Annotated in this window: 18 protein-coding genes and 1 pseudogene; 9 read left to right on the top strand and 10 right to left on the bottom strand. The window is 53.6% G+C overall.

The window, feature by feature from the left end:
* Positions 1–11 precede the first annotated feature (11 nt).
* From ACAW74_RS28285 to ACAW74_RS28265, 5 genes are all read left to right on the top strand, one after another.
* On the top strand, positions 12–3,242 hold the full coding sequence (locus ACAW74_RS28285; protein WP_129606210.1) for an efflux RND transporter permease subunit: 3,231 nt from the start codon (positions 12–14) through the stop codon (positions 3,240–3,242).
* Entirely contained in the window at positions 3,223–4,332 is a 1,110-nt protein-coding gene (locus ACAW74_RS28280; RefSeq protein ID WP_165358970.1) for an efflux RND transporter periplasmic adaptor subunit, read from the top strand. The genes ACAW74_RS28285 and ACAW74_RS28280 overlap by 20 nt, the downstream gene beginning before the upstream one ends.
* 129 nt (positions 4,333–4,461) lie before the next feature.
* Entirely contained in the window at positions 4,462–4,992 is a 531-nt protein-coding gene (locus tag ACAW74_RS28275) for a hypothetical protein (RefSeq protein ID WP_129606206.1), read from the top strand.
* 81 nt (positions 4,993–5,073) lie between these two features.
* Positions 5,074–5,916 (top strand): prolipoprotein diacylglyceryl transferase, encoded by an 843-nt coding sequence (gene lgt / locus ACAW74_RS28270; RefSeq protein ID WP_370701582.1) that lies wholly within the window; start codon positions 5,074–5,076, stop codon positions 5,914–5,916.
* A 76-nt stretch (positions 5,917–5,992) separates the two neighbouring features.
* Positions 5,993–7,066, top strand: a complete 1,074-nt coding sequence (locus ACAW74_RS28265; RefSeq protein WP_370701581.1) for an AI-2E family transporter — start codon at positions 5,993–5,995, stop codon at positions 7,064–7,066.
* Positions 7,067–7,107: 41 nt separating this feature from the next.
* Here the strand turns inward: ACAW74_RS28265 and ACAW74_RS28260 are convergent, their stop codons facing one another.
* Complete coding sequence (locus ACAW74_RS28260) at positions 7,108–7,560, bottom strand: PepSY-like domain-containing protein (RefSeq protein ID WP_129606200.1); 453 nt, start codon at positions 7,558–7,560, stop codon at positions 7,108–7,110.
* Positions 7,561–7,757: 197 nt separating this feature from the next.
* Between ACAW74_RS28260 and ACAW74_RS28255 the strand changes: the two genes are divergently transcribed.
* The 3 genes from ACAW74_RS28255 (at position 7,758) to omp85 (ending at position 12,194) form a co-directional block, all read left to right on the top strand.
* Positions 7,758–9,515, top strand: coding sequence for a hypothetical protein (locus tag ACAW74_RS28255; protein ID WP_370701580.1), 1,758 nt, complete (start codon positions 7,758–7,760; stop codon positions 9,513–9,515).
* A 566-nt stretch (positions 9,516–10,081) separates the two neighbouring features.
* Positions 10,082–10,693 (top strand): DedA family protein, encoded by a 612-nt coding sequence (locus ACAW74_RS28250; RefSeq protein WP_129606196.1) that lies wholly within the window; start codon positions 10,082–10,084, stop codon positions 10,691–10,693.
* Between the two features lie 91 nt (positions 10,694–10,784).
* Positions 10,785–12,194: an Omp85 family outer membrane protein gene (gene omp85, locus ACAW74_RS28245; RefSeq protein WP_370701579.1), complete on the top strand. Its 1,410-nt coding sequence runs from the start codon at positions 10,785–10,787 to the stop codon at positions 12,192–12,194.
* Positions 12,195–12,204: 10 nt separating this feature from the next.
* On the opposite strand, the gene ACAW74_RS28240 is transcribed toward omp85, so the two are convergent.
* The 5 genes from ACAW74_RS28240 to ACAW74_RS28220 are packed head-to-tail and all read right to left on the bottom strand — an operon-like array spanning position 12,205 to position 16,718.
* The gene (locus ACAW74_RS28240) at positions 12,205–12,630 is read right to left on the bottom strand and encodes an EamA family transporter (protein WP_370701578.1); all 426 of its coding nucleotides are present in this window, start codon (positions 12,628–12,630) and stop codon (positions 12,205–12,207) included.
* A gap of 7 nt (positions 12,631–12,637) precedes the next feature.
* A complete protein-coding gene (locus tag ACAW74_RS28235; RefSeq protein WP_129606192.1) occupies positions 12,638–13,909 on the bottom strand; it encodes a sensor histidine kinase in 1,272 nt (423 codons plus the stop codon).
* Positions 13,906–14,583 carry a response regulator transcription factor gene (locus tag ACAW74_RS28230; RefSeq protein ID WP_370701577.1) on the bottom strand — a complete coding sequence of 226 codons (678 nt, stop codon included), beginning with the start codon at positions 14,581–14,583 and terminating at the stop codon, positions 13,906–13,908. Before ACAW74_RS28230 ends, ACAW74_RS28235 begins: the two co-directional genes overlap by 4 nt.
* Before the next feature lie 50 nt (positions 14,584–14,633).
* Positions 14,634–15,965 carry a chloride channel protein gene (locus ACAW74_RS28225; RefSeq protein WP_129606188.1) on the bottom strand — a complete coding sequence of 444 codons (1,332 nt, stop codon included), beginning with the start codon at positions 15,963–15,965 and terminating at the stop codon, positions 14,634–14,636.
* Positions 15,966–16,001: 36 nt separating this feature from the next.
* A complete protein-coding gene (locus tag ACAW74_RS28220; RefSeq protein WP_370701576.1) occupies positions 16,002–16,718 on the bottom strand; it encodes a DUF1003 domain-containing protein in 717 nt (238 codons plus the stop codon).
* 126 nt (positions 16,719–16,844) lie between these two features.
* Here ACAW74_RS28220 and ACAW74_RS28215 point away from each other — a divergent pair, with 126 nt between their 5' ends.
* Positions 16,845–17,150 (top strand): hypothetical protein, encoded by a 306-nt coding sequence (locus tag ACAW74_RS28215; protein ID WP_129606184.1) that lies wholly within the window; start codon positions 16,845–16,847, stop codon positions 17,148–17,150.
* Positions 17,151–17,153: 3 nt separating this feature from the next.
* Here ACAW74_RS28215 and ACAW74_RS28210 read toward each other — a convergent pair whose 3' ends face one another.
* From ACAW74_RS28210 to ACAW74_RS28195, 4 genes and pseudogenes are all read right to left on the bottom strand, one after another.
* Positions 17,154–17,858, bottom strand: a complete 705-nt coding sequence (locus ACAW74_RS28210) for a VIT1/CCC1 transporter family protein (protein WP_129606182.1) — start codon at positions 17,856–17,858, stop codon at positions 17,154–17,156.
* Between the two features lie 33 nt (positions 17,859–17,891).
* Positions 17,892–19,103 (bottom strand): MFS transporter, encoded by a 1,212-nt coding sequence (locus ACAW74_RS28205; RefSeq protein WP_370701575.1) that lies wholly within the window; start codon positions 19,101–19,103, stop codon positions 17,892–17,894.
* A 21-nt stretch (positions 19,104–19,124) separates the two neighbouring features.
* A complete protein-coding gene (locus ACAW74_RS28200; RefSeq protein WP_370701592.1) occupies positions 19,125–20,294 on the bottom strand; it encodes an efflux RND transporter periplasmic adaptor subunit in 1,170 nt (389 codons plus the stop codon).
* 77 nt (positions 20,295–20,371) lie between these two features.
* Positions 20,372–24,765 (bottom strand): annotated as a pseudogene (locus ACAW74_RS28195) (CusA/CzcA family heavy metal efflux RND transporter).
* Positions 24,766–24,783: the final 18 nt, after the last annotated feature.

The following is a 24,783-nucleotide window of genomic DNA, read 5'->3' as shown; positions in this document are numbered from 1 at the left end:
TCCCGTTTCGTATGTCCTTACTCTCAACGTCGTTGAAGCGTCCCATTGCCGTGCTAGTGGTGGTGGCCGGTGTGGTGGTTTTCTCGGTGCTGGCTGCCTTGCGCATTCCCATCGACATTTTTCCCCGGCTCAATTCGCCGACTATCTACGTCATTGAACCTTACGGCGGGATGTCACCCGCCCAGATGGAAGGCTTTTTTGCCACCCGAATGCAGGATCAGTTCCTGTATATCGGGGGCATCAAAGAGATTCAAAGCCGCAACACCCAGGGCCTGACCATCGTGAAACTGGCTTTCTATGAGGGGGTCGATATGGCGCAGGCATCGGCGGAGGTCGCCATCCAGGTAAACCGGGCCATGAAGTTTTTCCCGCCCGGAGCCTTGCCCCCGCAGGTGGTACGCTACGATGCATCCTCGGTACCCATTGGAGACCTGGTGTTTTCGAGCAAAACCCGCCCGTTGCGCGAGATCCACGAGATGGCCTCCACGCGCATCCGGCCCCTGTTTTCGACCATTCCCGGCCTGACGGCCCCGCCCCCCATCGGCACCAACGCCCGCACGGTGGTCATTAACCTCGATCCCCAGAAGATCCGCAGCCTGAACATCTCGCCCGATGAGGTGGTCGAAGCCCTGGCCGCCAACAACGCCATGACCCCGTCGGGCAATATTCGCATCGACAATTCGACCTACATCACCACACTCAATTCGCTGGAAGATCAGGTCGAAGACTTCGGGCAGATTCCCATCGTAACCGAAGGCCACCGCAGTGTGTTTCTGCGCGATGTGGCCACCGTAGCCGATGCCTCCGACGTCACGGCGGGCTACGCGCTGGTCAACGGGAGCCGCTCATCGTACATCCCGGTGGTGAAAACCGCCGATGCCTCCACCTGGGACGTGGTGACCCGGCTGAAGGCCAAACTGCCCGAAATGCGGAGTCTGCTGCCCGATGACATCGAGGTGTCGTATGAGTTCGACCAGTCGGTGTTCGTAATCAACGCCGTGAAAAGCCTGCTGTTTGAGGGCGGCTTAGGGGCCATCCTGACGGGCCTGATGGTGCTGCTGTTTCTGGGCGACTGGCGTTCGTCGCTCATCGTGATCATCACCATCCCGGTGTCGGTGATTGCGGGGGTGCTGCTGTTGGGGCTGGCCGGGCAAACCATCAACATCATGACCCTGTCGGGGCTGGCCCTGTCCATCGGTATTCTGGTCGATCAGGCAACGGTGACCATCGAAAACATCCACCAGCACCTGGAGATGGGCAAGACGAAGAAACAGGCTATTTACGATGCCTGTAAAGAGGTGGCCCTGCCGCTGCTGCTGATTCTGCTCTGTATTCTGGCCGTGTTCGCGCCATCGTTCATCATGTCGGGCGTACCCAGGGCCATGTTTTTGCCCCTGTCGCTCTCCATCGGCTTTGCCATGACGGTGTCCTATTTCCTGGCTCAGAGCCTGGTGCCGGTATTGGCCAACTGGCTGCTCAAAACGCACGCCCATCCCCCCACGCAAGCAGACGCGGAGGTGGCCGACAAAAAGCCCGGCTTGTTTGACCGGGTACGCAATGGATTCGTACGTCAAACGGAGGGCCTGTTGACGCGCAATAAATTGATTATCAGTCTCTATTTTGTCTTGGTCCTGCTCTTGGCTGGGTTGGGTTTTGTGCTGATTGGTAAGGATATGCTCCCCCAGCTCAACGCCGGGCAGATGGTCATTCGGATGAAAACGCCCGACGGCACCCGGCTCGAACGAACCGAGGAGCGAGCCAAACAACTGGTTACGCTGGTTGATGCCGTTACCGATGGCAACCTGGCGGTATCGTCGGCCTACGTGGGCGTGGTGCCCACCAACTACGCCACTACCAACCTGTACGTCAGCACCACCGGCCCGAACGATGCCGTGATCAAAGTGGCTCTCAACAAAGCCTACCACGCCAACATGCAGGCCGTAAAAGAGCGGATTCGGAAGGCCGTCACCGAGCAGTACCCCGATCTGACGGTTTCGTTTGAACCCGCCGACCTGACCGAAAAACTGATGAGCGGGGGAGCCGCCACGCCCATCGAGGTACAGGTGGCTGGGCGCGACATGCAGCAGATCGAAACCTACGCCCGGCAGGTGGTGGCGGGCCTTGCAAAGATTGATTACCTGCGCGACGTACGGATTGTGCAGCCGCTGAAGTTTCCGGTCATCAACATCACCCTGGATCGGCAGAAGCTGGCCATGATGGGCCTGAGCCTGCAACAAGCCGCCCGTTCCATTACGGCATCGACCTCGTCGAGCCGCTTTACGGAGAAAAACCAGTGGCTCGACAAACGCTCGGCCTACACGTATCAGGTGCAGGTGCAGGTGCCTGAATACGCCATGAGCGACATGGCGCAACTGGGCGAAATTCCGTTGGTGGCCGGGCAGGTACGGCCCGTGTTGAGCGACGTGGCGACGTTCTCGGTCGATACGCTGCCCGGTGAGTACGACCGCACCGGACCCCGCCGGTTTGTAACGGTGTCGGCCAATTTGCACGGTAGTGATTTGGGTACGGCCACGCGGGCCGTTGAGCAGACGCTGACGGATCTGGGTGAGGCCCCCAAGGGATTAGTCACGTCCGTAAAAGGAATGTCGTCGCTGCTGACCGAAACGCTGGACAGTTTGCAGGTCGGCTTGGGCGTGGCCGTCCTGGTTATTTTCCTGCTGCTGGCGGCTAACTACCAGTCGTTTAAACTCTCGTTCGTCATTTTGTCAACCGTGCCCGCTGTGATTGTGGGGGCCATTGGGCTGCTGTTGCTGACGGGCAGCACGCTCAACCTGCAATCGTACATGGGCATCATCATGTCGGTGGGCATTTCGGTAGCCAACGCCATTCTTATTGTGACCAATGCCGAGCGGTTGCGCTGGGAGTACCGCGACACCCACCGGGCCGCCGTTGACAGTGTGGGCGTTCGGCTTCGGCCCGTGCTGATGACGTCGTTTGCCATGATTGCGGGCATGATTCCGATGGCCCTCGGTACGGGCGAGGCCGGGGAGCAGGTAGCCCCACTGGGCCGGGCCGTTATTGGTGGCCTGATTGCTTCCACGCTGGCCGCGCTCTACATCGTACCCCAGGTGTATGTCTGGCTACAGCGCAGCACCCCTTTCCATGATCCTTCGCTGCTCCCGACCGAATCGGCCTACGCCGTGCAGATGGCCGACGACACCGCCGATCAATTTCACAAAGAACAAGCTCAGACCGAAGCGTATGAAAATCACCCCTTATAGCTACGTACTGGCCCTGTTGGGGCTGGGCGGCTTTTTTCAGCAGTGCACCTCGTCCGAATCGGCAGACAAGCCCCACAAAAAGACGACCGCCGAACCTACCGCGTCGGCACCCGCCTACCAGGTCGGCACCGTTTCCCGGCAGCGGGTCAGCCCGTCGGTGCAGTTGCCGGGCCAGTTTCGGGCCTATCAAGAGGTCAGCATTTACCCACGGGCCAATGGCTTCGTGGAACGAGTGCTGGTCGACCGGGGGAGTGCCGTTCGGCGGGGGCAGGTGCTGATGATCCTCGATGCCCCCGAAACGGAGGAGCGGCTGGTGGCCGCCCGGTCGAACACGCTCAAAGCCGAGGTGATGCTAACGGCCAGCCGCGAACATTACCGGCGACTGCGGGCCAGCAATAAAATTCCCGGTTCGGTGTCGGCACTGGACCTGGAAACGGCGCAGGCCCGGCTTCGCTCTGACAGCGCGTCGGTGCTGGGCGAGCGGGCCAACTACCGCGCCCTGACCAAACTCCGGGACTACCTGACCGTGCGGGCACCCTTCGACGGTATCATCACCGAGCGGAACGTACACCCCGGTGCGCTGGTGGGATCGGGGGCCAAGATGGAAGGGCCGATGCTGGTGCTGCAACAACAAAACCGCCTGCGGCTGGTGGCCGACATTCCCGAAACCTACAGCGTGGGCCTGCGCGAAGGCAGCACGGTTCGCTTTTCGGTGGCCGCTATGCCGAGCCGGGAATTTACGGGCAAAATCAACCGGCGATCAGGCAGCATGAACCAGCAATTTCGGTCCGAAACGGTGGAGATCGACGTGGCCAATCCCACCCGCACCCTGCGCCCCGGCATGTTTGCCGAGTTGACCCTGCCCACTGCCGGCACACCGGGTGCCCTGGCTGTGCCGACTACGGCAGTCGTCACCTCCACCGAACGGCAGTACGTGATCCGCGTGACCGACGGGCGGGCGCAGTACGTACCTGTGCGCCGGGGGCAGAAAGCCGGTCCGCTCACGGAAGTGTTTGGCAACCTGCGGGCCGACGACAGGATTATCGTCAACGCCCGCGACGACATCAAGGAAGGCATCGCCGTTCGCTGATTGTGAACGGGTTATGCCCGTTTTAAGCAACCAAATAAGACTATGGGCAGTCGAAATAGACTACGTACTCTGTTCTATTTGCTGATAGTGGTCGGTCTAACTAACTGCGACCGCACCACCTACCAGCTCATGCGGAGTTCTGAGGCTACGACGGATAACCCCTGGGTCAAATCGGTGTGGACCAAATCGCGCGGGCGGCAGATCGTTTTCGTCGATGGGGCTGGTAACCGGCAACGGTTGTCGAGCCGTTCGGTTTGGGGCTACCGCACCAATCAGGGCGAGACGTACCGGTTCTACAGAGAGGACACCTACGAGGTGATGCAACAAGGCCCGTTGTCTATTTACCGCACCGAAGATTGGGTCGGTGACTCCCGGCGGGAAGATTATCATTTTAGTCTCACGCCCGACAGTGAGATTCATTACCTCGACAAACGTACCTGTCGGCGCGTGTTTCGTGGCGACAGTTGTATGCTGATGCTGCTCCGGCAGATGCGAAACGGGCAATTGAGCGACACCGATGCCCACGGTTCCTACGGATTGGTCAATGCGTATCAATTTTGCCACCGTCAGCAACGTAGCCTTACCCGGCATCATCCGTCAACCACGGTTGGTTCAGCCAAATTAAAACTCGACAAACATGAGAAAAAACCTGTCGATTGACAGCGTTGCTATTGACAACGTCTGTAGGCCAGTGCCTCTGACGACATCCGGGATGATATGGCTATTAGGACGATGAACACTATGTTAAGCTACATAACATGGACGGTTACCCCCGACATAGTTCAGATTGGCCCGTTTGCCATAAGCTGGTATGGCGTGTTCTTCGCCCTGAGTTTTCTGATTGGTAGCCAACTAATTAGCTCTATTTTTCGCCAAGAAGGCAAGCCCGCCAGCGATGTCGATTCGTTGCTGATCTATATGGTTGTGTCCACGGTGGTCGGTGCCCGATTAGGGCATTTTCTCTTCTACGAACCGGCAACGTTGTGGCAGCATCCGTTGGAGGTGATTTTGCCTCCTTATCGCGGGTTAGCCAGCCACGGCGCGGCCATTGGCATTCTAACGGGCTTGTTATTGTACGTCCGTTCCCGGCGTAGTCGCGGCCAATCGTTCTTGTGGGTAGCGGATCGGATTGCTATCGTCGTCGCCCTCAGTGGGTTCTTTATTCGCTTGGGTAATCTGATGAATTCAGAAATCGTTGGTCGGCCTACCACCCTGCCGTGGGGGGTCGTTTTTGTCAACAATACGGAGTACGCCCCTGTAGCTCGACACCCGGCCCAACTCTACGAAGCCCTAACCTGCCTGCTCCTGTTTGGTGTACTGCTGACGATGTGGCGACGGACTAAAAGAGAAACGCCCCAGGGCCTGTTACTCGGCATTTTTTTCGTCTGGGTTTTCACGTTACGATTCGGCTACGAATTCCTGAAGGAAAATCAGGTCGCGTTTGAAAATCAGATGCCGTTAAACGTAGGGCAGTTGTTGAGCATCCTGGCCATTATGCTGGGTATTTACTTGATAGTTAAGAGCTTAGTCACAGAGCAACGCAACCATCAAGCAGCATCACATGCGCCTTTGACCAAAACCTGACCATGCATGAAAAGCCGGAACGGATGCTGTTTCCAACAACTGATCTGCGTTGATTTGTAACTCATTGTCAACAACTATGATGGACCAATCGCAACTGCCTCCTTCACAATCCGATTTCGTCCGGCGTGTTTGCATAGCGGTTGGAATCACGCTGTTATTCATCGGGATAGTTTGGCTCCTGGGAGCTGCCTTCGATATTCTGCTATTGCTATTGGCGGGGGTGCTCGTTGCCGTACCCATGCGGGCTGCGGCCCGGTGGGTGAGCCGCAAAACCCGCTGGCCCGAAGGCCGGTCGTTGCTGGTTGTCGGGCTGGTACTCGTGGGTACGTTGGTCGGCATCGGTACGTTGGTAGCTCCACAGATTGGCGCACAGGCGCAGGAGTTGCAAAAAGAGCTGCCTAACGTACTGCAAAACGCCCGGCGGCAGTTGGAACAAACAAGCTGGGGTCGCCAGTTGGTGGATCAGATTCCTCAATCGCCCGACAAAATCCTGGAAGGGGGCGGGGGCGGCAGGCGGTTGGCCGGGCGGGTATTCGGCGTTGTGTCGGGGACGATCAACACGTTCACTGACCTGTACGTCGTCTTTTTTCTCGCCCTGTTTCTGATGGCCGAGCCAAAACTGTACGTTAATGGCCTGGTCAGTTTAGTACCCCCGGCAGGTCGGCAGCGGGCGCGGCATATTTTGGCCCGAATCGACGCGGACCTGTTGGGCTGGCTGCTGGGCACGCTCTGTTCGATGGCTATCGTGGGGATACTGAGTTATGTAGGCTTGTCGTTGCTGGGTGTCCCGCTTGCGGGTATTCTGGCCCTGTTTGCCGCCCTCATCACGTTTATTCCGAACCTCGGCCCGGTGCTGGCCCTCATTCCGGCCCTGTTATTTGCCCTGCTCGACGGCCCGCAACAGGCTCTGTACGTATTGGGGTTGTACGTGGCCATTCAGTTTGTCGAAAGCAACCTAGTCACGCCCCTGATTCAGAAGAAACTCAACGATATCCCGCCTGCCCTGTTGCTGACAGCACAGCTCATTATTGGCGCATTTGCCGGTACGTTGGGGCTGATTATGGCTGCTCCATTGCTGGTCATCGGAATGGTTTTAGTGAAGACGCTATATGTTCAGTACTCTTTAGACAATACATCTGTAGAAGTCTGAGTAGCTCAAGTATTATCATTGAACTACCCAGACTCGACTACTTAGTTTAACGGCTTACCCGATGTGTCAAACATCAGGTCTTTACCGCCAACCTCGGCTTCGTATTTCTTGGTGCCGTTGGCATCTACGATCTCGGCAGCTTCCTTAATCTTCTTGCCTGGCATCTGTTTAGCTACGTAGTCGCGAACGGCAGCAGGCAGGGCATTGACGGGAATTTCGGTCTCAGTTTCCTTCACCGTTCCTTTCGCATCGAGCACCACCGACATTGACTTGCCGTTGTGTTTGAAGCCCGCTTCATAGTCGCCGTCTTCTTTCTCGAATTTCACGTTCTTAGCGGTCGGATACAGCCGGGCGATGGTCGCTTTCACAGCGGCTGGGGTTTCGTCGGCCAAGCCAACAACACGTGCGGTAGTGAGAGCAGGACGGGCATTAGTCGGTAGAGCGACCGAGAGCGCGAACCCACTCAGCAGGCCCGCAAACAGGATGGTTTTCATATGCTTGGTTGGTTAGTTGATTGCTTAACCGACTCAAACCTACCACACGATTCTGAAGCAATTTTGGGTCTCGACAAGCAGATGGAGTCAAAGTTTGAGTGCTTCGCCCGAAACCGGTATACTATAGATGAGTTGAATCGCTGTTCGGGAAAATCCCTGAAATGGCTATCTTTAATTTACAATTAGAGATCTGACAAGTGGCTAAGGAAGAGCGAAAGAGGAAAGCAAACGGTGATGTCGATTTTGGTTCGGGTCCCTTTGATTGGAAGGGTTTTCAATGGTGGCGGTACACCTACGTATTTCATTATTTAGACCCGGCTTTCGGTTATTACCGACCCTATTTTAATCTAAACAGTCATGAAGATGAAAAGTTGAATAATCTCCGACAAGACCCGAATTTTGCGGAAGTAGAGTTATATCGCTCGCCGGACCAACCTCCTTACGATTTCTATATCAGCTATCATAATGGTATGCTTCGGATGCTCATCGACCACTTTAAAGAGGTTTTTGAAGAGCGTGCATTTCTTGAAGGTCACGTTCCGACTAATACCTTCTTTACGCTAATTCTGCCAAAGCCTTTACATCATCAGTTACTGAATTTCATCAATGATTTTCAACTGCTATCTATCAGAGGTCTGATTCTTGAAATTATTGCAATAGCTCAGCGCAAGTATGTTGAAAGCGTGTCATTTTGGGAGAGGCCCGAGCAGCAGCGCATTATAACTACGGCGGGGAGAGAAGCCGCGCAAGCCATAAAGCTAATTGATAAAATAGACGATAAAGCTTGGTTAAGGGGCCAACGACCCGCCGAGCTTTTACATGTTAGCTTCGCCTTTCAAGATGAGACAATAAAAATTAGCCATCCTTGGTTGGCTAAAGAGTTTATCGAAAGCTTTAAAGATCAGTACGATAAGTTCGCCTACAAAAATTGGCGGCTTGATCTGGAGCGATACCCGGAACGCTTTCGGGAGAATGAAATTAAAGCCCAATTCAAATACCGTCTGGCAAAATCCTTATACAATCTTCTCACGAAAGAAGGATTTTTTGAGGTCTCAGATACGGCCCCTTACCCAAATGATCTAATGCTCTGTATTGCGCGAATCATCGAGTTCGCCCTGATTCCGGTTGGTGATTTTGATGAAACGGATGACGTAAAACGGCGGCACATTCGCAACTGGCTTAGGCGCAATGAATTCGAAGAAGGTATTACGTACATAGATCTCCCAGTTGACACAGATAAATTGGGTCGATACTTTGGCGATGACCTCATAAAGTGGTCTGATGATACCAAGCGTGCTGATGCTATATCCCTCGCGCTATTCTTAGCCAAACGATTCAACCTTGAGCACATAACAGTGGAGTTGGCTCACATTGCACAATCACTACGTAGATTAACAAGTGCTCAGGGGTTCCAGCTATTATCCGACAGTCGTCTCGGCCAATCGCGCTTCCCTGAATATAATTCGCTTCGTAAGTTGATCGAGACACTTCAGGAAAAGCGTCAGCTAACTTCATTGTCGTTCCGTGTTGAAGGAGACGAACGACAATACCAGTTGGAAGAGCGGTTGCCGCTTTACCTGATCGAGTCGGCACTGAAGGATTACATGGAAACTCACAAAGAAGAGTTTGAGAATGATATTGTAAAGTCGACTTATAACACCTTACCCGACGGAGGGTATCAAATACAGCATCACGACCGGTTCAACTTTCCTGAAGAGCGGTTTTCCGTGCGGTTTACGACGGCCTTCTATCAGTATCTATTAGAACAGGCTCCCCCGGCTGACGACGAATACATGCCCTCATCGCGGTACTACGCCATTATCGCTGTCATGCTGCAACGTACCTGGTTTTTTTATCAGCAGTGGGACGATGAGCGCATCATCGTCGAGAAGGTCAAGAGGTGGCATAAATCAGGAACCCAACCCAGCACCGAACAGGCTACTGAAGTTCAGTAACCCATTGAAAATGAGTAGGAACATCTTGGTTTGAAAATAGCAGTTGCCTGTTCCTACACTCGGCATCGGTTGTCTGTTGCTTTGCAGAAACAACAACTCGCTAAGACGATGCAATCAAGCAAATTTGGACCCCGCCGATTCCGGCACACGTTGAAAAAAGGATCTCAACTGTCCTTTTCTTCTTTCAAACAAACTAACCTTCACAAGGTAAAGCAGTACGCGCGTCAGTTGATTGAGCACCTCACCGTAGCTCTAATTGCTGAGGGGGTACTCAGATACTTACACTAAAGTTTAGCTGACCGGCAGCAGGTTGGGCGAGCTATTTAGGCCAAATAAGTACCAGTAACACCAAAAAATAAGCCATCTGCTAATAAGCAACTTTGGCGTGAGAGGTTCGCGCCGAAGTGAGATAGATAACAGAATGGTCTTCCAACACGAAAGTATTGCTCCTTGCCAAAGTCGATTATAGCTACTTCGGCTGCCATATTATTAAAAACAGGTTAAGCTCTTCAGAAACTCTTCAGATTTGGCAGGCACTTTTGTCCCGGATAACCAACGACAAGTGAATGGACACTGTGAGTATTCTGCTCCTGAACACCGCCTGGCTGGAGTGGGGCGGCACCACCCTGATTGCCGCCTTAGTATTTATCGAAACGGGCCTGTTACTGGGCTTGGTAGTACCGGGGGGCGAAACGCTGCTATTCACAGCGGGGTTGCTAACGGGAACCCGCAGTCTGGAAATAACGCTGCCTGCTCTGATTGTACTGTTGATTGTAGCTGCCATCTCGGGCGATATGACCGGTTTCTGGTTGGGTCGGCGGCTAATCAAGCGGCTGCGTGAGCAACCCGACAACTGGATCTTTAAACGGCGTGACCTCGACGATTCAAATCAATTTTATCAACGGCATCCGCGTAGGGCCTTGTTGATAGGACGGTTTCTACCCGTAATCCGCACTTTCAATCCGATTCTGGCGGCTCAAAGTGGCATGCGCTGGTCCCGCTTTTTGGGCCTGACTGCAATAGGTAGCGTCGCCTACGTCAGCCTACTTACAGGCATCGGCTTCTGGTTGGGACAGCAGTTTCCCCAAATAGGTCAGTACGTTGAATACATCTTTATGGGCGTAGTCGGGCTTGTATTGAGTACACTACTCATTCGGCGTTGGCGACAGTCGGCGTAAGCGTTATCGCCAGCCCGGTTCTACTCGCAGTATTTTGTTCATTCCATCAAAATGGCACTCCGAGGAGTGCGTCACAAATTGCTGTTACGTTATGAAAGTAAACTTCTTAATACGGGGCCTGCTAACCCTGATGGCTTTACCCGCTGAGGCTCAACTGGCGGATCAACTTGCCGGGAATGATAGTCTGACGTTTATTCGATCAAAGCGAATGTCGGATGCTGATTTAACCAAGAAGCGGGAAGGGCGGTTTACGACTGGTCTTCCCGACCTCTCGTCGGACCCGGTAACTGGTTTTGGGTTTGGGGTACGCACCAATACGTATTGGAATGGCAACCGGTCAAATCCGCTATTTGCTTATACGCCCTACTTGGTCCGGCTTCGCGCTAATGCCGCTTACTATAGCACCAACGCCCGCGAGCTGGTACTATCGGTCGACATGCCTTACGTCCGGGGTACGCGCTGGCGGCTGAGGGCTGATTTTAAGGCGCAACAGAACCCGGCCAATTTGTACTTTGGTTCTGATCAAAGCACACTCGGCTCGTTGCGGTTGCCGTCAAATCCCACTGTGATGTTTGCCACTTATGCGGCCTATAACAAGGCCCGCCGACAGTTGCGCTCTGGCGAACCAGGCGAGGCAATCCTGGTGAGCGACGCGCTCTCGAACCGCTTTCGAGAGACGGAATTTATGCTAAACCTAAAAGCCGATTATGCATTGGGAGCGGGCAAATGGCGGCTGATGGCCGGTTACGAAATTCAACATTTGGCGTATAAGACCTTCCAGGGGACCCGAACCGAGGCCATCGACCCCGTTACAGGTAATACGACCGAGGCCCCCAATGGTACGTCGCTGCTGGCCCGAGATGCGGAGCAAGGCCGTATTTTTGGTCTTACTGGCGGGTGGTTGTCAATTTTACAGTCGGCTCTGATTTACGACACCCGCGATTTTGAACCCGACCCCACCAGGGGTGGGTACGTGGAGGTGGCCAATGAGTTTTCTAATCAGCTCATTGGTTCTCAGTTCAACTTCAATAAGCTGTTTGTGCAGGGGCGGTTGTACCAACGCTTACCCGTTGGAACGCGCACGGTGCTGGCTGGACGCTTGGGCGTTGGGACCATTTTTGGCCAGCAGGCTCCGTTTTTTGAATTTCAGGATCAATGGAGTCCAGACGGAAGCATTAACGCGCTGGGTGGACGGCAATCGTTGCGGGGCTACCGGGCTAACCGGTTTTTGGCTCGTTCACTGGCTTTTGCCAACGTAGAACTTCGGGTGCGGTTGGCCGACCTGAAAATGGGCCGACAAACATTCGGACTGGGCGTAGCTCCGTTCTTCGATGCGGGTACGGTGCGCGACCGTTGGCAGGATTTGAGTCTGCGCGATCTGCGCACGTCCTACGGAGCCGGTGCCCGCGTAGCTTGGAACCTTTCGACTATCGTGCTTTTTGATTACGGACTTTCGCGCGAAGACCGGCTGTTTTACTTTGGCATCGGGCAAGTGTTCTGAAGTTCGTGCCTCAGGAAGGCCAAATCAACACCAGCAAGCCTAGCAGGATAAGCCCTCCACCGACGAATAATTTTGGCGTTACTGGCTCGCGCAGCAGCGTGATAGATAACAGGATGGTGATAATGATGCTCCCTTTATCGATTAGGGCAACATCGGTTACACGGCCAATCTGGATCGCCTTGTAGTAGAAGATCCACGAGAGGGAAGTCGTCAGGCCCGATACGGCCAAAAAACTCACCGTACGAGCGTTTAGCTGACCTACCTCCCGGACGTTCTGGAAAACGACGAAGTTGAGCAGCACCAGCCCGAAGACGACCGTCGTCCGCACGGCCAGCCCCAGATTAGCACTAATGTCATTTAGGCCCAGCTTGGCGATTACCGAGGTTAGCCCGGCGAAGAGCATGGAAATCAGGCTGTAGAGTACCCACGTTGGCATGTGTCTGTCAGGTTGGAAATGAAACAGTAAAGGTGTGCAGCCTCCCTCGTTCGTCGTACTCGTACTCGACGGTCATACCGTAGCGGTCAGTAATCTGTTTGACCAAGGCCAAACCAAGTCCGGTTGACTCCGGGCGAGCTGGGTTCTTTACAAAACGGTCGAAGAGTTGTTCCGCTGGGAAGGGGAGGGGCGGGCCAACGTTCAGCGAAACAAATTTCGTTTTCGTCAGGCTCATCTTGGCGAACGTGTGGGGCAGTGCGTGGGTCAGTGCGTTTTTGATGAGGTTGCTGAACAGTACCTCCGCCAAATGGGGATTCATCAACCGGTTAACGTCAGGGTCGATCTGAATAGCCCAGCTTAGTCCCCGGTGTTCGGCGTAGGCGGTAAAGTTGCGGTGCAGCCGGTCCAGCAGTTCGCTCAGATTCACCCGCTGTTGGTCAGCAAACTGGTTGTTTTCAATCTTGGTCAACAGCAGCAGGCTCTTGTTAAGCTGCGTCAACCGTCGGATAGAAGCCTGGGCTTGTTCCATCAGATTGACCTGTTCTTCAGTGAGGGGTTCTGTGGTGAGCAACCGGTCCAACTGAGTCGTCATGACGGCCAGTGGTGTCTGCATTTCGTGGGCGGCATGATCCGTAAACTCTTTCTGAACAACGTACTGATGGTGTAACGTCAGGCTCATGTCGTTCAGCGCAACGCTCAACTGGTCAAACTCCGCGATGCTGCTTTGGTCGAATGTGGTTGGGGTACGTTCGTCAAGTCGGTACGCCCGTAGCTGGTCGATAAGTTGGTAGAAGGGTTGCCATAACTGGCGCGACACCCAGCCATTGATTGCGGTCAGAAAAACGACCAACGCTAGAAAGGCTACGATTACGCTCATTGAAAGCATTTGGACAATTTCCTCAAACTCACCCATCGCCTGTTTGACAACGACCAGGTACGTCCGCTTACCAACCTGAACCGTGGCCGTCAGCCGACGGACAGGCACTTTTTCGTTTTCGCGCCGGTCAAACTCAATTGAATCCGAAAAAGTGGGGGGTACGTTGCGCCCCGATGGCAGCAACGAGATGTGTGGGTTATCCAATAAGTATTGCCCCCGGTTTAAGGGTGTTCGGGCCGTTTGAAGTTGCTGCTGAATGTACCCCAAATCACTGCTGAGCTGCTCGTCGACTTCATAGCGAATGACTCGGTTAACGAGCGCATCAAAAACCCATACGCCCGTTAGTGCGACAGGGATAGCCGCTAACAACAGGTACAGCAACGTTTTGCGGAGCAGGCTCATGGCGTTGTGAATAAGTATCCGGCCCCATAGCGGGTTTTGATATAATCGGGGCAACCCGCATCAATGAGTTTGCGCCGTAAGTTTTTGATGTGCGTGTACAGAAAATCATGCGAATCGGCCATGTCCATGTGATCGCCCCACACGTACTCGGCGATAGCTGATTTGGTCAGTAGTCGGTTGACGTTGGCTAAAAAGAAGAGCAGTAAGTGGTACTCTTTTTCGGTCAGTTCGAGCGGTTGACCAGCAACCGTTACCTGATGCGAGAGTGGATCAGCGACAATTTCTCCGTACCGGATCAGGTTGTTACCCCCAAAAAACCGTCGCCGAAGTACAGACTTGATGCGGGCATTGAGTTCGGGCAGGTGAAAGGGTTTGGTGATGTAGTCGTCCGACCCCAGTTCGAGACCCGTCAGTTTATCGTCGAGCGAGTCTTTGGCAGAAATGATGATGAGGCCACTCCCTTTTTCAGCCGTCTTCAATTGGCGGATTAGGTTTAAGCCGTTTCCATCAGGCAAGCCAATGTCCACAACGACACAATCATAGTCGTAATCGTTGAGGGCCATTGATGCCTTGGCGAACGTAGCAGCCGTTGTTACGACATAGCCTTCCTCTTCAAGGTATTGCCGCATCGCTTGCAATAGGCTTGGCTCATCTTCGACCAGCAGGATCTTCATAGACATAGGATTTAACCAAACGTACTGCCCAATACTGAAGCAATTCTGTATCACTTGCGCTTAAAATAGGGTCGCAGCCACTTCCAGATGGATTTAAGTGGGTTACCTATTTCGGCGTTACGCTGATCGGGCAACGTACCAATTTCCTGCCCGACGTGGTTGGGCAAGCCGCGCGATTTTTGCACGGCCAGCACCTGCGCCGTATACAGGCTCTGGTGGCCCGACATCAAAAAGCTGATAACGCACGAAACAGCCGCATACGGAGCTACTGTAGCACCGAACAATTCAATCGCCAGGATGCTCGTGGCAATTGGGGTATTGGTGGCCCCGGCCAGTACGCTCACAAACCCTATGGCGGCAAATGTGGCCCGGTCTGCCCCCACAGCTTCAGCGAAGAAACTGCCCGCCGTAGCCCCGATAAAGAGAATGGGCGTGATGACGCTGCCACTGCGACTAATGCTCAAGGTAATGAGGGTAAACAGGGCTTTCAGCAAAAAAGCGTACCCAAGCACCGGCATTCCCTTAATGCAGGCTTCCATCAGGTTTAGGCCCAAACCCAGATAATCGCGGCCAAATGACAGCGTCAACCCCACCAGGATTGAACCGCCGATTAACCCTTTGAGTGGTCGCCAGATAGCGATGCCGGTTGCAAAGGCGGTACTGGCTCGTACCGTCCGAATGAAGGCATAGGCACACAGCCCGAAGAAGATACCACCCAGCAGCAGCCGAATGAAAAAGCCTTGCTCAAAGGCCGGTACGAATTGCAGCGGGTAGTAGAAGAATGTAATTCCCAGAGCCGAGGAGACCTGATAGGCCGTAATGGAGGCTACAAACGCGGGCAAGAGCACATCGTACAGGATTACGCCAGCAGCCAACACCTCGATACCAAACAAGGCCCCAGCAATGGGTGCGCCAAAAACGCAGGAGAAGCCAGCGCAGAAGCCGCAAAGCACCATCTTCCGGCGGTCCACATCGTCTACCCTGAAAAGGTTGGCGAACAGACTGCCAATACCCGCCCCAATCTGGGCGCAGGGACTCTCTTTGCCCGCCGAGCCGCCCGTTGCCAAAATGAGCACGACGTTTACGATCTTGGTTGGAATGAGGCTTCCCTCAACTCGACCGTAATTTTTGTTTATCGCGGCAATCAATGTGTCCGTGCCCAAATGCTGCTTTAACACAAATTGACTCAGCACATTAGCCAGAAAAAAACTCAGCGGTAACAAATAAAAGACGTGCTCGTACCGATTACCTGCCTCTATAACGTAGTGAATAAACTTGATAAATCCCGAAGCGGCCAGCCCAACAATGCAGCCAACTAACGTAGAAAGTACCAGCCATTTTAAGACGGTGAAAAACAGTATGATTTCCTCGTTTACCCGCATAATTAGGACCGTTCTACCGCTCTAGTTCATGAAAACTCAGGCTGACATTTCCGTAGGATTCGTTGAATTAATTAGCTTCTCCAGCATTTGCGTTTGGACCCGCTGTAACTCAAGCAAACGCCGGTTCTGGTACGTTAGCACATGGTCGATCTTCTTGTGTAACAGCTTAATCTCTAATTCGGCTTTCATATTAATTTTATAATCGTGCTCGCTTTGTTGCCGGTCTTTGTGCGCTTGCCGGTTCTGACTCATCATAATGATTGGTGCCTGAATGGCGGCCAAACAGGATAAAATCAGATTTAACAGAATAAACGGATAGGGGTCGAAACCGCGCTCATGCAGTGCAAACGCGTTGATGCTCATCCAGATAATCAGGAAGCTGAAAAATATAATGATGAATGGCCAGCTTCCACCGAACGACGCTACCTTGTCCGCGACTCGCTCACCTGTAGTAAGCTCCGGGATAGCATCCTCCTCAATGTCTGTATTCAATAATGGGTTAGCCGCTATGGTCAGATCAATATCCTTCTCCAAGTCGCTTAGTTGATCTAAGTCGTCCGTCAGTAATGCCTGGAGATAGGCAGTCTGAAGAGAAGCTACTTCCTGAGAGCAGATGTAGTCACTATCCGCCAGTTGCCCGTGTTGCTGCCGAATGTACTCTTGAAACTCCTGGTCTAACGTCGATACTTGAGTCGCGTCTTTTACAGAAATTGATTGTCCCGTTAATGCACATACGACCTGATTGATTTCCATATCATCGAGTAATTGATTCACCGTGTCCGCTTACAGACTTGTTCTCCGCTACCTTCCCAGATGCGTTTGTAGCGCAGCTTTCAGACAAATTGCGTTTCAAACCTGTAGTAAATCTGTTCTCAGAACTTGGCAAACAAAACGTCTCAACATATTTTAGGTACGTCGGCTAATCTGCTCGGGTTCTGTTTGTTTGTAGCGACCTCACTGCGGATAAAGGATGGTGAAGAAAAAACCCTGCTGGATGAGTTTACCTACATCATCGCGTTCCTGTTAGCCACGTCGTCTATTTGCTCATTTCTATCCATTCGCACCAAAGTAGCTACTCGCGAACGCTGGCTGGAAGACGTGGCTGAGTACCTGTTTCTGACTTCGCTCCTTGGGATAATGGCTATTACGGTAATCATGGTGACCCATTCGTGGATCACTTGGTGAAGATTACCCGCCGAATAGCCGGGCCACACCGAAGGCTGCCGCAGCCGCTGCTGCACCAATCAGCATAACCTTAATAGCTCCACTAACGGGCGGTTGCCCGGTCACTTTCGCTTTGAAATAACCGAAGATAAACAAACAAATGAGGGTGATTCCGCTGGAATAGAGGAGAGCCTTATGCGGGTTATCGACCAAAAAATAAGGCGTCAACGGCACTAACCCACCCACTACGTAGGCCAAGCCAATCGTCAATGCACTCTTTGTCGCGCGGTTTGGGTCCGGTTCGTCAAGCCCCAATTCGTACTTCATCATAAAGTCTACCCATTTCGTCTTGTCTTTGGCCAGTTCGTCGGCAATGGCGGTTTGCAACGCTGGACTCAGACCCATGTCGGCAAACACTTCACGAACTTCTTCTTTCTCGCGCTCCGGCACGGCTTCAACCTCGGCAGCCTCACGCCGACGTTCGGAATCGTAGTGATCAGCCTCGGTGCGGCCCGCTAAATAACCGCCAAGTCCCATGGCAATAGACCCCGCCACAACCTCAGCAATACCAGCCGTTACGACGAGCGACGAACTGGCAACGGCTCCGCTCAGGCCTGCTGCCAGCGCAAATGGTACCGTTAATCCATCTGACATACCAATGACAATGTCAGAAATAAAATCTGAACTACGGAGGTGCTCCTCCCGGTGTAAATACCCAACGTCAGCCATCTTAGTAGAAAGAGAATGTAATAAACGAGTAAGTCATGTAGTGCGTTTGAGTGCTACTGTTGCGGCTAACCAACAGGTCATCGCGATGAGTCCCCCGATCCAGAATGTTTGTGGGGTAAAGCGGCTGCCTAACCAGCCTGCCAGCGGGTAGCCAATGGCCCACCAGGTGTGTGACCAGGCAAAATGGGCACCATACACGCGGCCCTGTTCAACAGGTGGTATCCGCTCGGCAATGAGAAATTGGTTGGGCATCTCGGCCAAACTCTGCCCCATACCAGCTATTGCCCAAAGGATTAGTAAACCTATTAATGATACTTCCTGAGCGGGTAAAATAGCCAGAGATGCTATGAGCGCACCAAACAGAGCAATCGTTGGCAAGCGAAACCGTTGCGTTAGCCGCGAAACGCCAAAGGCGGCAAGGGTCGCTCCAACGCCGAAGCCAGACATAACCCATCCATAGTGTTGATCGTCCTGCCCCATAATCCCTTTTACCAACCCCACCGTATTAACCAAAATCTGGGCACCCGCCAGCGCAGCTATGAATTCCATCAGCAGCGAGAACCGTATGGCCGGTTGCCTGAAAAGCCACTGCGTACCGTTGCGAATACCCTGCCAGGTTGTTGTCTCGGCAGACGCTGTCGGTAGCGGTAACCGGGTCCAAGCCGACCGGGGTAGGGTAGCGATTAAGATGCCCGCCAGCAAAAATGAAATGGCATCCAACCAGAAAATTTGTTGAACCCCAAGTAGTCCTGCCAGCGCCCCGGCCAAACCTGGCCCCAAAACGCCCAACAATTGATACGTTGCATTTGACAAAGCAATAGCCTGCTTAGAATCAGTTCCGCCGGTTACGAACTGAGGAATGGTCGCTTTATAGGCTGGAGTGAAGAATGCGTTGAAAATGTTCAGCCCGATAATCAAGCCATACACCTGCCACGTCTCCGTAACGAACGGAAATAAGCTAACGACGATCATTCGGCCCAGGTGAGTAACAATGAGAATGGTCCGGCGGGGATAGCGATCTGCCCACACGCCTGCCAGCGGGGCAAACACGATAAATGCTGATACCCGCAACGTTAACGCTATTGCCAGTATAGAAGCCGCCTGTTGTTTGGCTAAATCATAGGCTAACAAGGCGATACCGACCCACGTAAATGCATCGCCCAGTAGACTAATCGTCTCAGCGGTGTATAGCCGGGCGAATGGCTTGTTCCTTAGACTTGAAAAAGGAGCTAATACTGTCTGCATTGTAACTGGTTAAAATTGACCTTATTCCTCCTCACTGTTATTCAACTTTGAGAGCAAACTGTATGCCCCATTCATCACGATAGGTGTCTGCTGCGGGTTCACATCGGAGGGGAGCGTAACAGCCACATAGCCGTTCTCGCGGACTCCCGTTTTTATCAGTACTTGCCGAAACTGATAGGTGGCCGGGCTTCCCCGCTTTCCCTCCAGTACGTAAATCAACGACTGCCCCCCGTAGTTGACCACTGCTGACTCCGGGAGAGCAGGTAAAGGTTGCGTCTTCGCGTCAACCTGCGCCGATACGTACCCACCCGGAATGAAATCATCGGCGTACCCATCGGGGTGCGCCAGAACCGGGATGGTCCGGTCAGCGGCAATGGACTTGCCAATCAGAAAGATCTGGCCCCGATGGGTCAGCGTTGCGTCGCCACCCATCCCGAAGCGAATCGTTTGCCCCGTGCGAATGCGGCTGATGTCTTTCTCGAAAATGCTTAACCGGACATATAGGCGGCTAACATCCGTGATGTCGGCCAACACGTCAGCCGGGTTCACGAACCGCCCGTTGTTGACGGGTACGTTGGTAATGAAGCCCGACACCGGTGAGGGAATGCTGATAGTTCGCGTCAGTTGCCCCGGCGTTAGTTTGGCCGGGTTGATGCGTAGGATCGCCAGCCGTTGCGCCGTACCAGCCAGTTGTGCCTGTAGGCTTTGCCGGTTCGAGCGGGTTTGCTGGAATACCTTTAGCGCGTTGACGTTGTCGCGGCTCAACTCCTGTTGGCGGGCAAATTCGAGATCAGCGTACTCGAGCTTGGCTTTGGTGTCTAAGTAGTCCTGCTGGAGCTGAATGTAGTCGGGGTTTTCGAGAACGACCAGCGTTTGACCTTTGCGTACCCGCATCCCTGGCTCTAAGCGAATCTGCCGAATGTACCCACCAAAGGGTACCGATACAGACACCATGTTTTGCGCCGGTACGTCCACTACGCCGTTGACTTTGAGCGTGGTGCTGAGTGTCCGGGGCGTAGGTTGGCCCATCTTAATGGCCGCTACGTCATACTGCGCCTGGGTCAGGGATACCCGCACCGGGCCAGTTGATGAGTCCCGTTTCGATCCGCTTGAATCCGCGCTTGCTGACGATTTGGCCTGGTCGGCAGGGCTGTTGGTCTTATCGGAATTACAACCCGATGTCCAGCCCATGACACCTGAAAGACTCATCAGCAGGTACAAACCTCGGGTAAGTTGTTGCTTCTTATTAATCACGTGTAGGAACATGGTCATGGATTACCCAGCAGGTAATTGATGTAAAGGATAGATTGATTGAACTGATTGAGCAGATCCAAGTAGTTCGACCGGATGGTCAATGCCTGTTGGATCGCCAGCGAAAACTCAACGTACCCGATGTCGCCACTGCTGAATGCCCGCCGGGCATTGGTTTGAATCAGCGTGGCCTGCGGCAATCCGTTGGTTTCGTAGTACGTCAGCGCATCACGATATTGCTCGTATTGGCGAATAGCCTGCTGGAGTTGTTGCTCCAGCGCAAATCGCTGATTCTGCAAATCAGTCTGTGCGATCTGTTCGCCCACGCGGGCCGCGTTGATACGGGCTTTCTGTGCTTTACCCAGCAAAGGCAACGTAACACCCACCTGCCCCCCGTTAAACCGGTAGCCCGGACCGAAGTAGAGTTCGTTGCCGTTGATAAGCTGACTACCGATTAGCGTCTGACTAAACAAGCCGACGATAAAATCCGGCTTGAGCCGCGCCTGCTCGACCAGCCGATTTTGCTCGGCCACTCGAATTTGTTGCGCTAACTGGCTCAACAGCGGATTGCGCGCTAACGACGCACTATCGGTTGCCATCGTTAGGGTCAATTTGGGTAGCGGCTGCGAGACGGCTTCAACAGGTTGGGGGCTATATAGCAGAGTTTGTAAGCGGGTGCGGCTGGCCGTTACGTTGGCTTCGTTCTGTGCCAGTCGAACGCGTTGATCCGCTAACTGGCTTTCGGCAGTAGCTTTCTCCAAACTTCCCGTTTCGCCCACTTTAAAGCGCAGGTTGGCGGCTTTAACAAACTCGGCCAATACCGTGTCTTGCTGTTGGAACAAGCGGCTCTTCTGATACAGATAATTCAGGTCGTAGTAGGCTGATTTCACCTGATACTGCACGTCGTTGCGTGTCACGACAACCCCCGCTTCCCGCGCACTAACGGCCCGGTCGTTGAGATCGCCCAGTCTGCGCATCAATGTAGGGTTAGGTATTGTTTGGGTGACCGTCAGGTTATTGTCGAACCGACGGGTGTTATACTGCCCCAGCATCGCTACTGCCGACAGCCGCCCGGCATCGTAGGCCGTTCGCCGGAGTGCTTGCTGCTGGGTGACGCCCAACCCGGCTATCTGTACCTGTGCATTGCGGCTGGAAGCCTGCTGAAGGGCCTGATCCAATGTTATGGATTGCATTGGGGCCACCTGCGCCCAGCTACTACCGGCAACCAGGAGGAATAAAATGACGGAGACGACCGTGCTGATAGGCTTGGAAGTCGACGTAGCGGCCTGTGCTTCTTTTGCCAATGCTTTTTTCTCCATCAGCGAATACAGGATAGGAAGCACGATCAGGGTTAGCAGGGTGGCCGTCAGCAAACCACCAATGACGACCGTAGCTAATGGTTTCTGAACTTCGGCTCCGGCTGAGTTGGAAATGGCCATCGGGATGAAGCCGAACGAAGCCACCAGGGCTGTCATCACGACGGGCCGCAGCCGGACCTCAGCCCCTTGCCGAATGATCTCGGTCATGTCGGTCAGGCCCTCTTCGTGCCGCAGGCGGTTAAATTCGGCAATCAGCACGATTCCGTTAAGAACGGCCACCCCGAACAGCGCAATGAACCCGACCCCGGCTGAAATACTGAACGGCATTCCGCGCAGGAGTAGGGCAAATACGCCCCCGATGGCGGCCATTGGTATGGCCATGAAAATAAGCAGACTCTGACGTACCGAGCCAAAGGTGAAAAACAACAGGGCGAAGATCAGAGCCAACGCAATGGGCACAGCAATACTCAGACGCTTCTTGGCATCCACCAAATTCTCGAACGTACCACCGTAGGTGATGTAGTAACCCGGTGGGAATTTGAGACGTTGTCCAATCTTCTGCTGCAACTCCGCCACGATGCTTTCCACGTCGCGACCCCGCACGTTGAAGCCCAGCGTGATCCGACGGTGTGTATTATCGCGCTGAATCTGGTTTGGGGCTTGTTCAACCGAAATCTGAGCAATCTGGCTTAAAGGAATCTGCTGACCAGTGGGCGTAGCCACGTACACATTACCAATGTCATCAACGCTCTGCCGTTTGTCGGCGGCTAATCGAACAACCAAGTCGTAGCGTTTTTCGCCTTCAAACACCTGTCCGGCAGACTGCCCGGCAAAGGCTGTATTGATGACCCGACTTACGTCGGCAATGTTCAGTCCGTATTTGGCAATCTGCGCCCGGTCGAGGTTAATCAAGATCTGTGATAGCCCACCTACCTGCTCGGTGTACAAATCCTGAGCACCCTGAATACTTCTGACGGTGTTACCGACCTCGGAGGCCAATTTCTGGAGCTGCGTTAAGTCATCGCCGTATATTTTGAGGGCCACGTCCTGCCGGGCACCGGTCATCAATTCGTTAAAGCGCATCTGAACGGGTTGCTGAAAACCAAACGTCACCCCGGAATAACCGACAGGGCTTGGGCCATCTTACCGGCCAGTTCATCGCGAGTCGTCGCCGATGTCCATTGGTCTCTCGGCTTGAGAATGACCATCAGGTCAGAGGCTTCAATCGGCATCGGATCAGTAGGAATTTCGCCAGAGCCAATCTTACCAACGACCTGCTCTACTTCGGGAAACTGTCGTAGCAAAATTTGTTGGGCTTTAGTCGTTGCATCCACCGTTTCCGACAGCGAACTACCCGTCAACGTGCGGGTATCAACGGCAAAGTCGCCCTCGTCTAATTGTGGAATGAACTCACCCCCCATACGGGAAAATAGAAATACGGCTACTACCAGCAGAGCTACAGCGCTTACTAATATAACCAGCCGGTGTTTGAGTGCGCCAAGCAACAGGGGTTCATAAACCCGTTGAATGCGCTTCATGATTTTGTCGGAGAACGTCTCTTTGTGGACAATCTTTTTACTTAGGAACAGGGCCGACACCATCGGAACGTAGGTCAGCGAGAGAATAAACGCGCCCAGAATGGCAAAGGCTACCGTCAGGGCCATTGGTCGAAACATCTTGCCCTCAATGCCCGACAATGCTAGAATGGGCAGATACACGATGAGAATGATAATCTCGCCGAAAGCCGCCGACGAACGGATGCGGCTGGCCGACTGGAAGACCTCTTCGTCCATCTCGTCCTGCGTCAGCGTCTTGTCTTTATTTCGGAGTGTAATATGGTGCAGGGTGGCCTCTACGATGATGACGGCCCCGTCCACGATCAACCCAAAGTCGATAGCTCCCAGACTCATCAGGTTACCCGATACGCCGAACAAGTTCATCATTGAAATGGCGAATAGCAGGGCCAACGGAATTACCGAGGCCACCACAAAGCCCGCCCGGAAATCGCCCAGCAGCAGCACCAGTACAAAAATGACAATGAGTGCCCCTTCCAGAAGATTTTGCTCAACCGTACCGATGGCGCTGTTAACCATTTTGGTGCGGTCCAGAAACGGTATGATTTGCACGCCTTCTGGCAGAGTCTTCTGGATCTCGGCAATCTTGGCTTTGACTCGCTTGATGACCGCCGACGAGTTCTCGCCTTTAATCATCATTACCAACGCGCCGACCGTTTCACCCTGTCCGTTCCGGGTAACGGCCCCGTAACGAACCGCCGATCCGATACCTACCTGCGCCACGTCGCGTACCCGCACGGGAAGCCCCTGGTTGTTTAGCTTGACGACGATATCAGCAATGTCGTTTGTGGACGTGATTAAGCCGTTTGAGCGGATGAAATAGGCGTTAGGTTTTTTGTCGATGTAGGCCCCTCCCGTATTTTGATTGTTTTGTTGTAGGGCCGTGAAGATGTCGGTAATCGTCACCCCCACGCTCCGTAACCGGTCGGGGTCAACAGCGATTTCGTATTGCTTCAGTAACCCCCCGAACCCGCTGACATCGGCCACGCCGGGCGTACCCAGGAGTCCCCGTCGAATCGTCCAATCCTGAATCGTTCGTAGATCCGTGAGCGAATACTTGGATTCATAGCCTTTTTTGGGTACGACTGTGTATTGGAAGATTTCGCCCAAGCCCGTCGTCACCGGGGCCATCGTGGGCGTACCCACGCCGGACGGAATCTGACCCGCCACGTTTTGTAGCCGTTCGGCGATTTGCTGCCTGGCCCAGTATACATCCGTCGCATCGGTAAAAACGACCGTAACGATGGACAGACCAAAGCGTGAGAAAGACCGGATTTCGGTGAGGCCGGGAATGTTTGACAGCCCCACCTCAATAGGAAACGTGACCAACCGCTCAATGTCTTCGGCAGCCAGCGAGGGGCTTTGGGTGATGACCTGCACCTGATTATTGGTGATGTCCGGCACCGCGTCAATCGGTAACTGCGTTACCGACCAAACGCCCCAACCGATCAGGGCCAGCGTGAACAAGCCAATAATTAGCTTATTGCGGATAGAAAAATTGATAATGGCGTTTAGCATCAGGTATAATAGGCTAAA

Source organism: Fibrella musci (genome assembly GCF_041321105.1).
GTDB classification, from domain to species: Bacteria; Bacteroidota; Bacteroidia; order Cytophagales; family Spirosomataceae; genus Fibrella; species Fibrella musci.
Note: the sequence above shows the minus strand (reverse complement) of the source record. Positions and strands in the feature narration are given on the sequence as shown.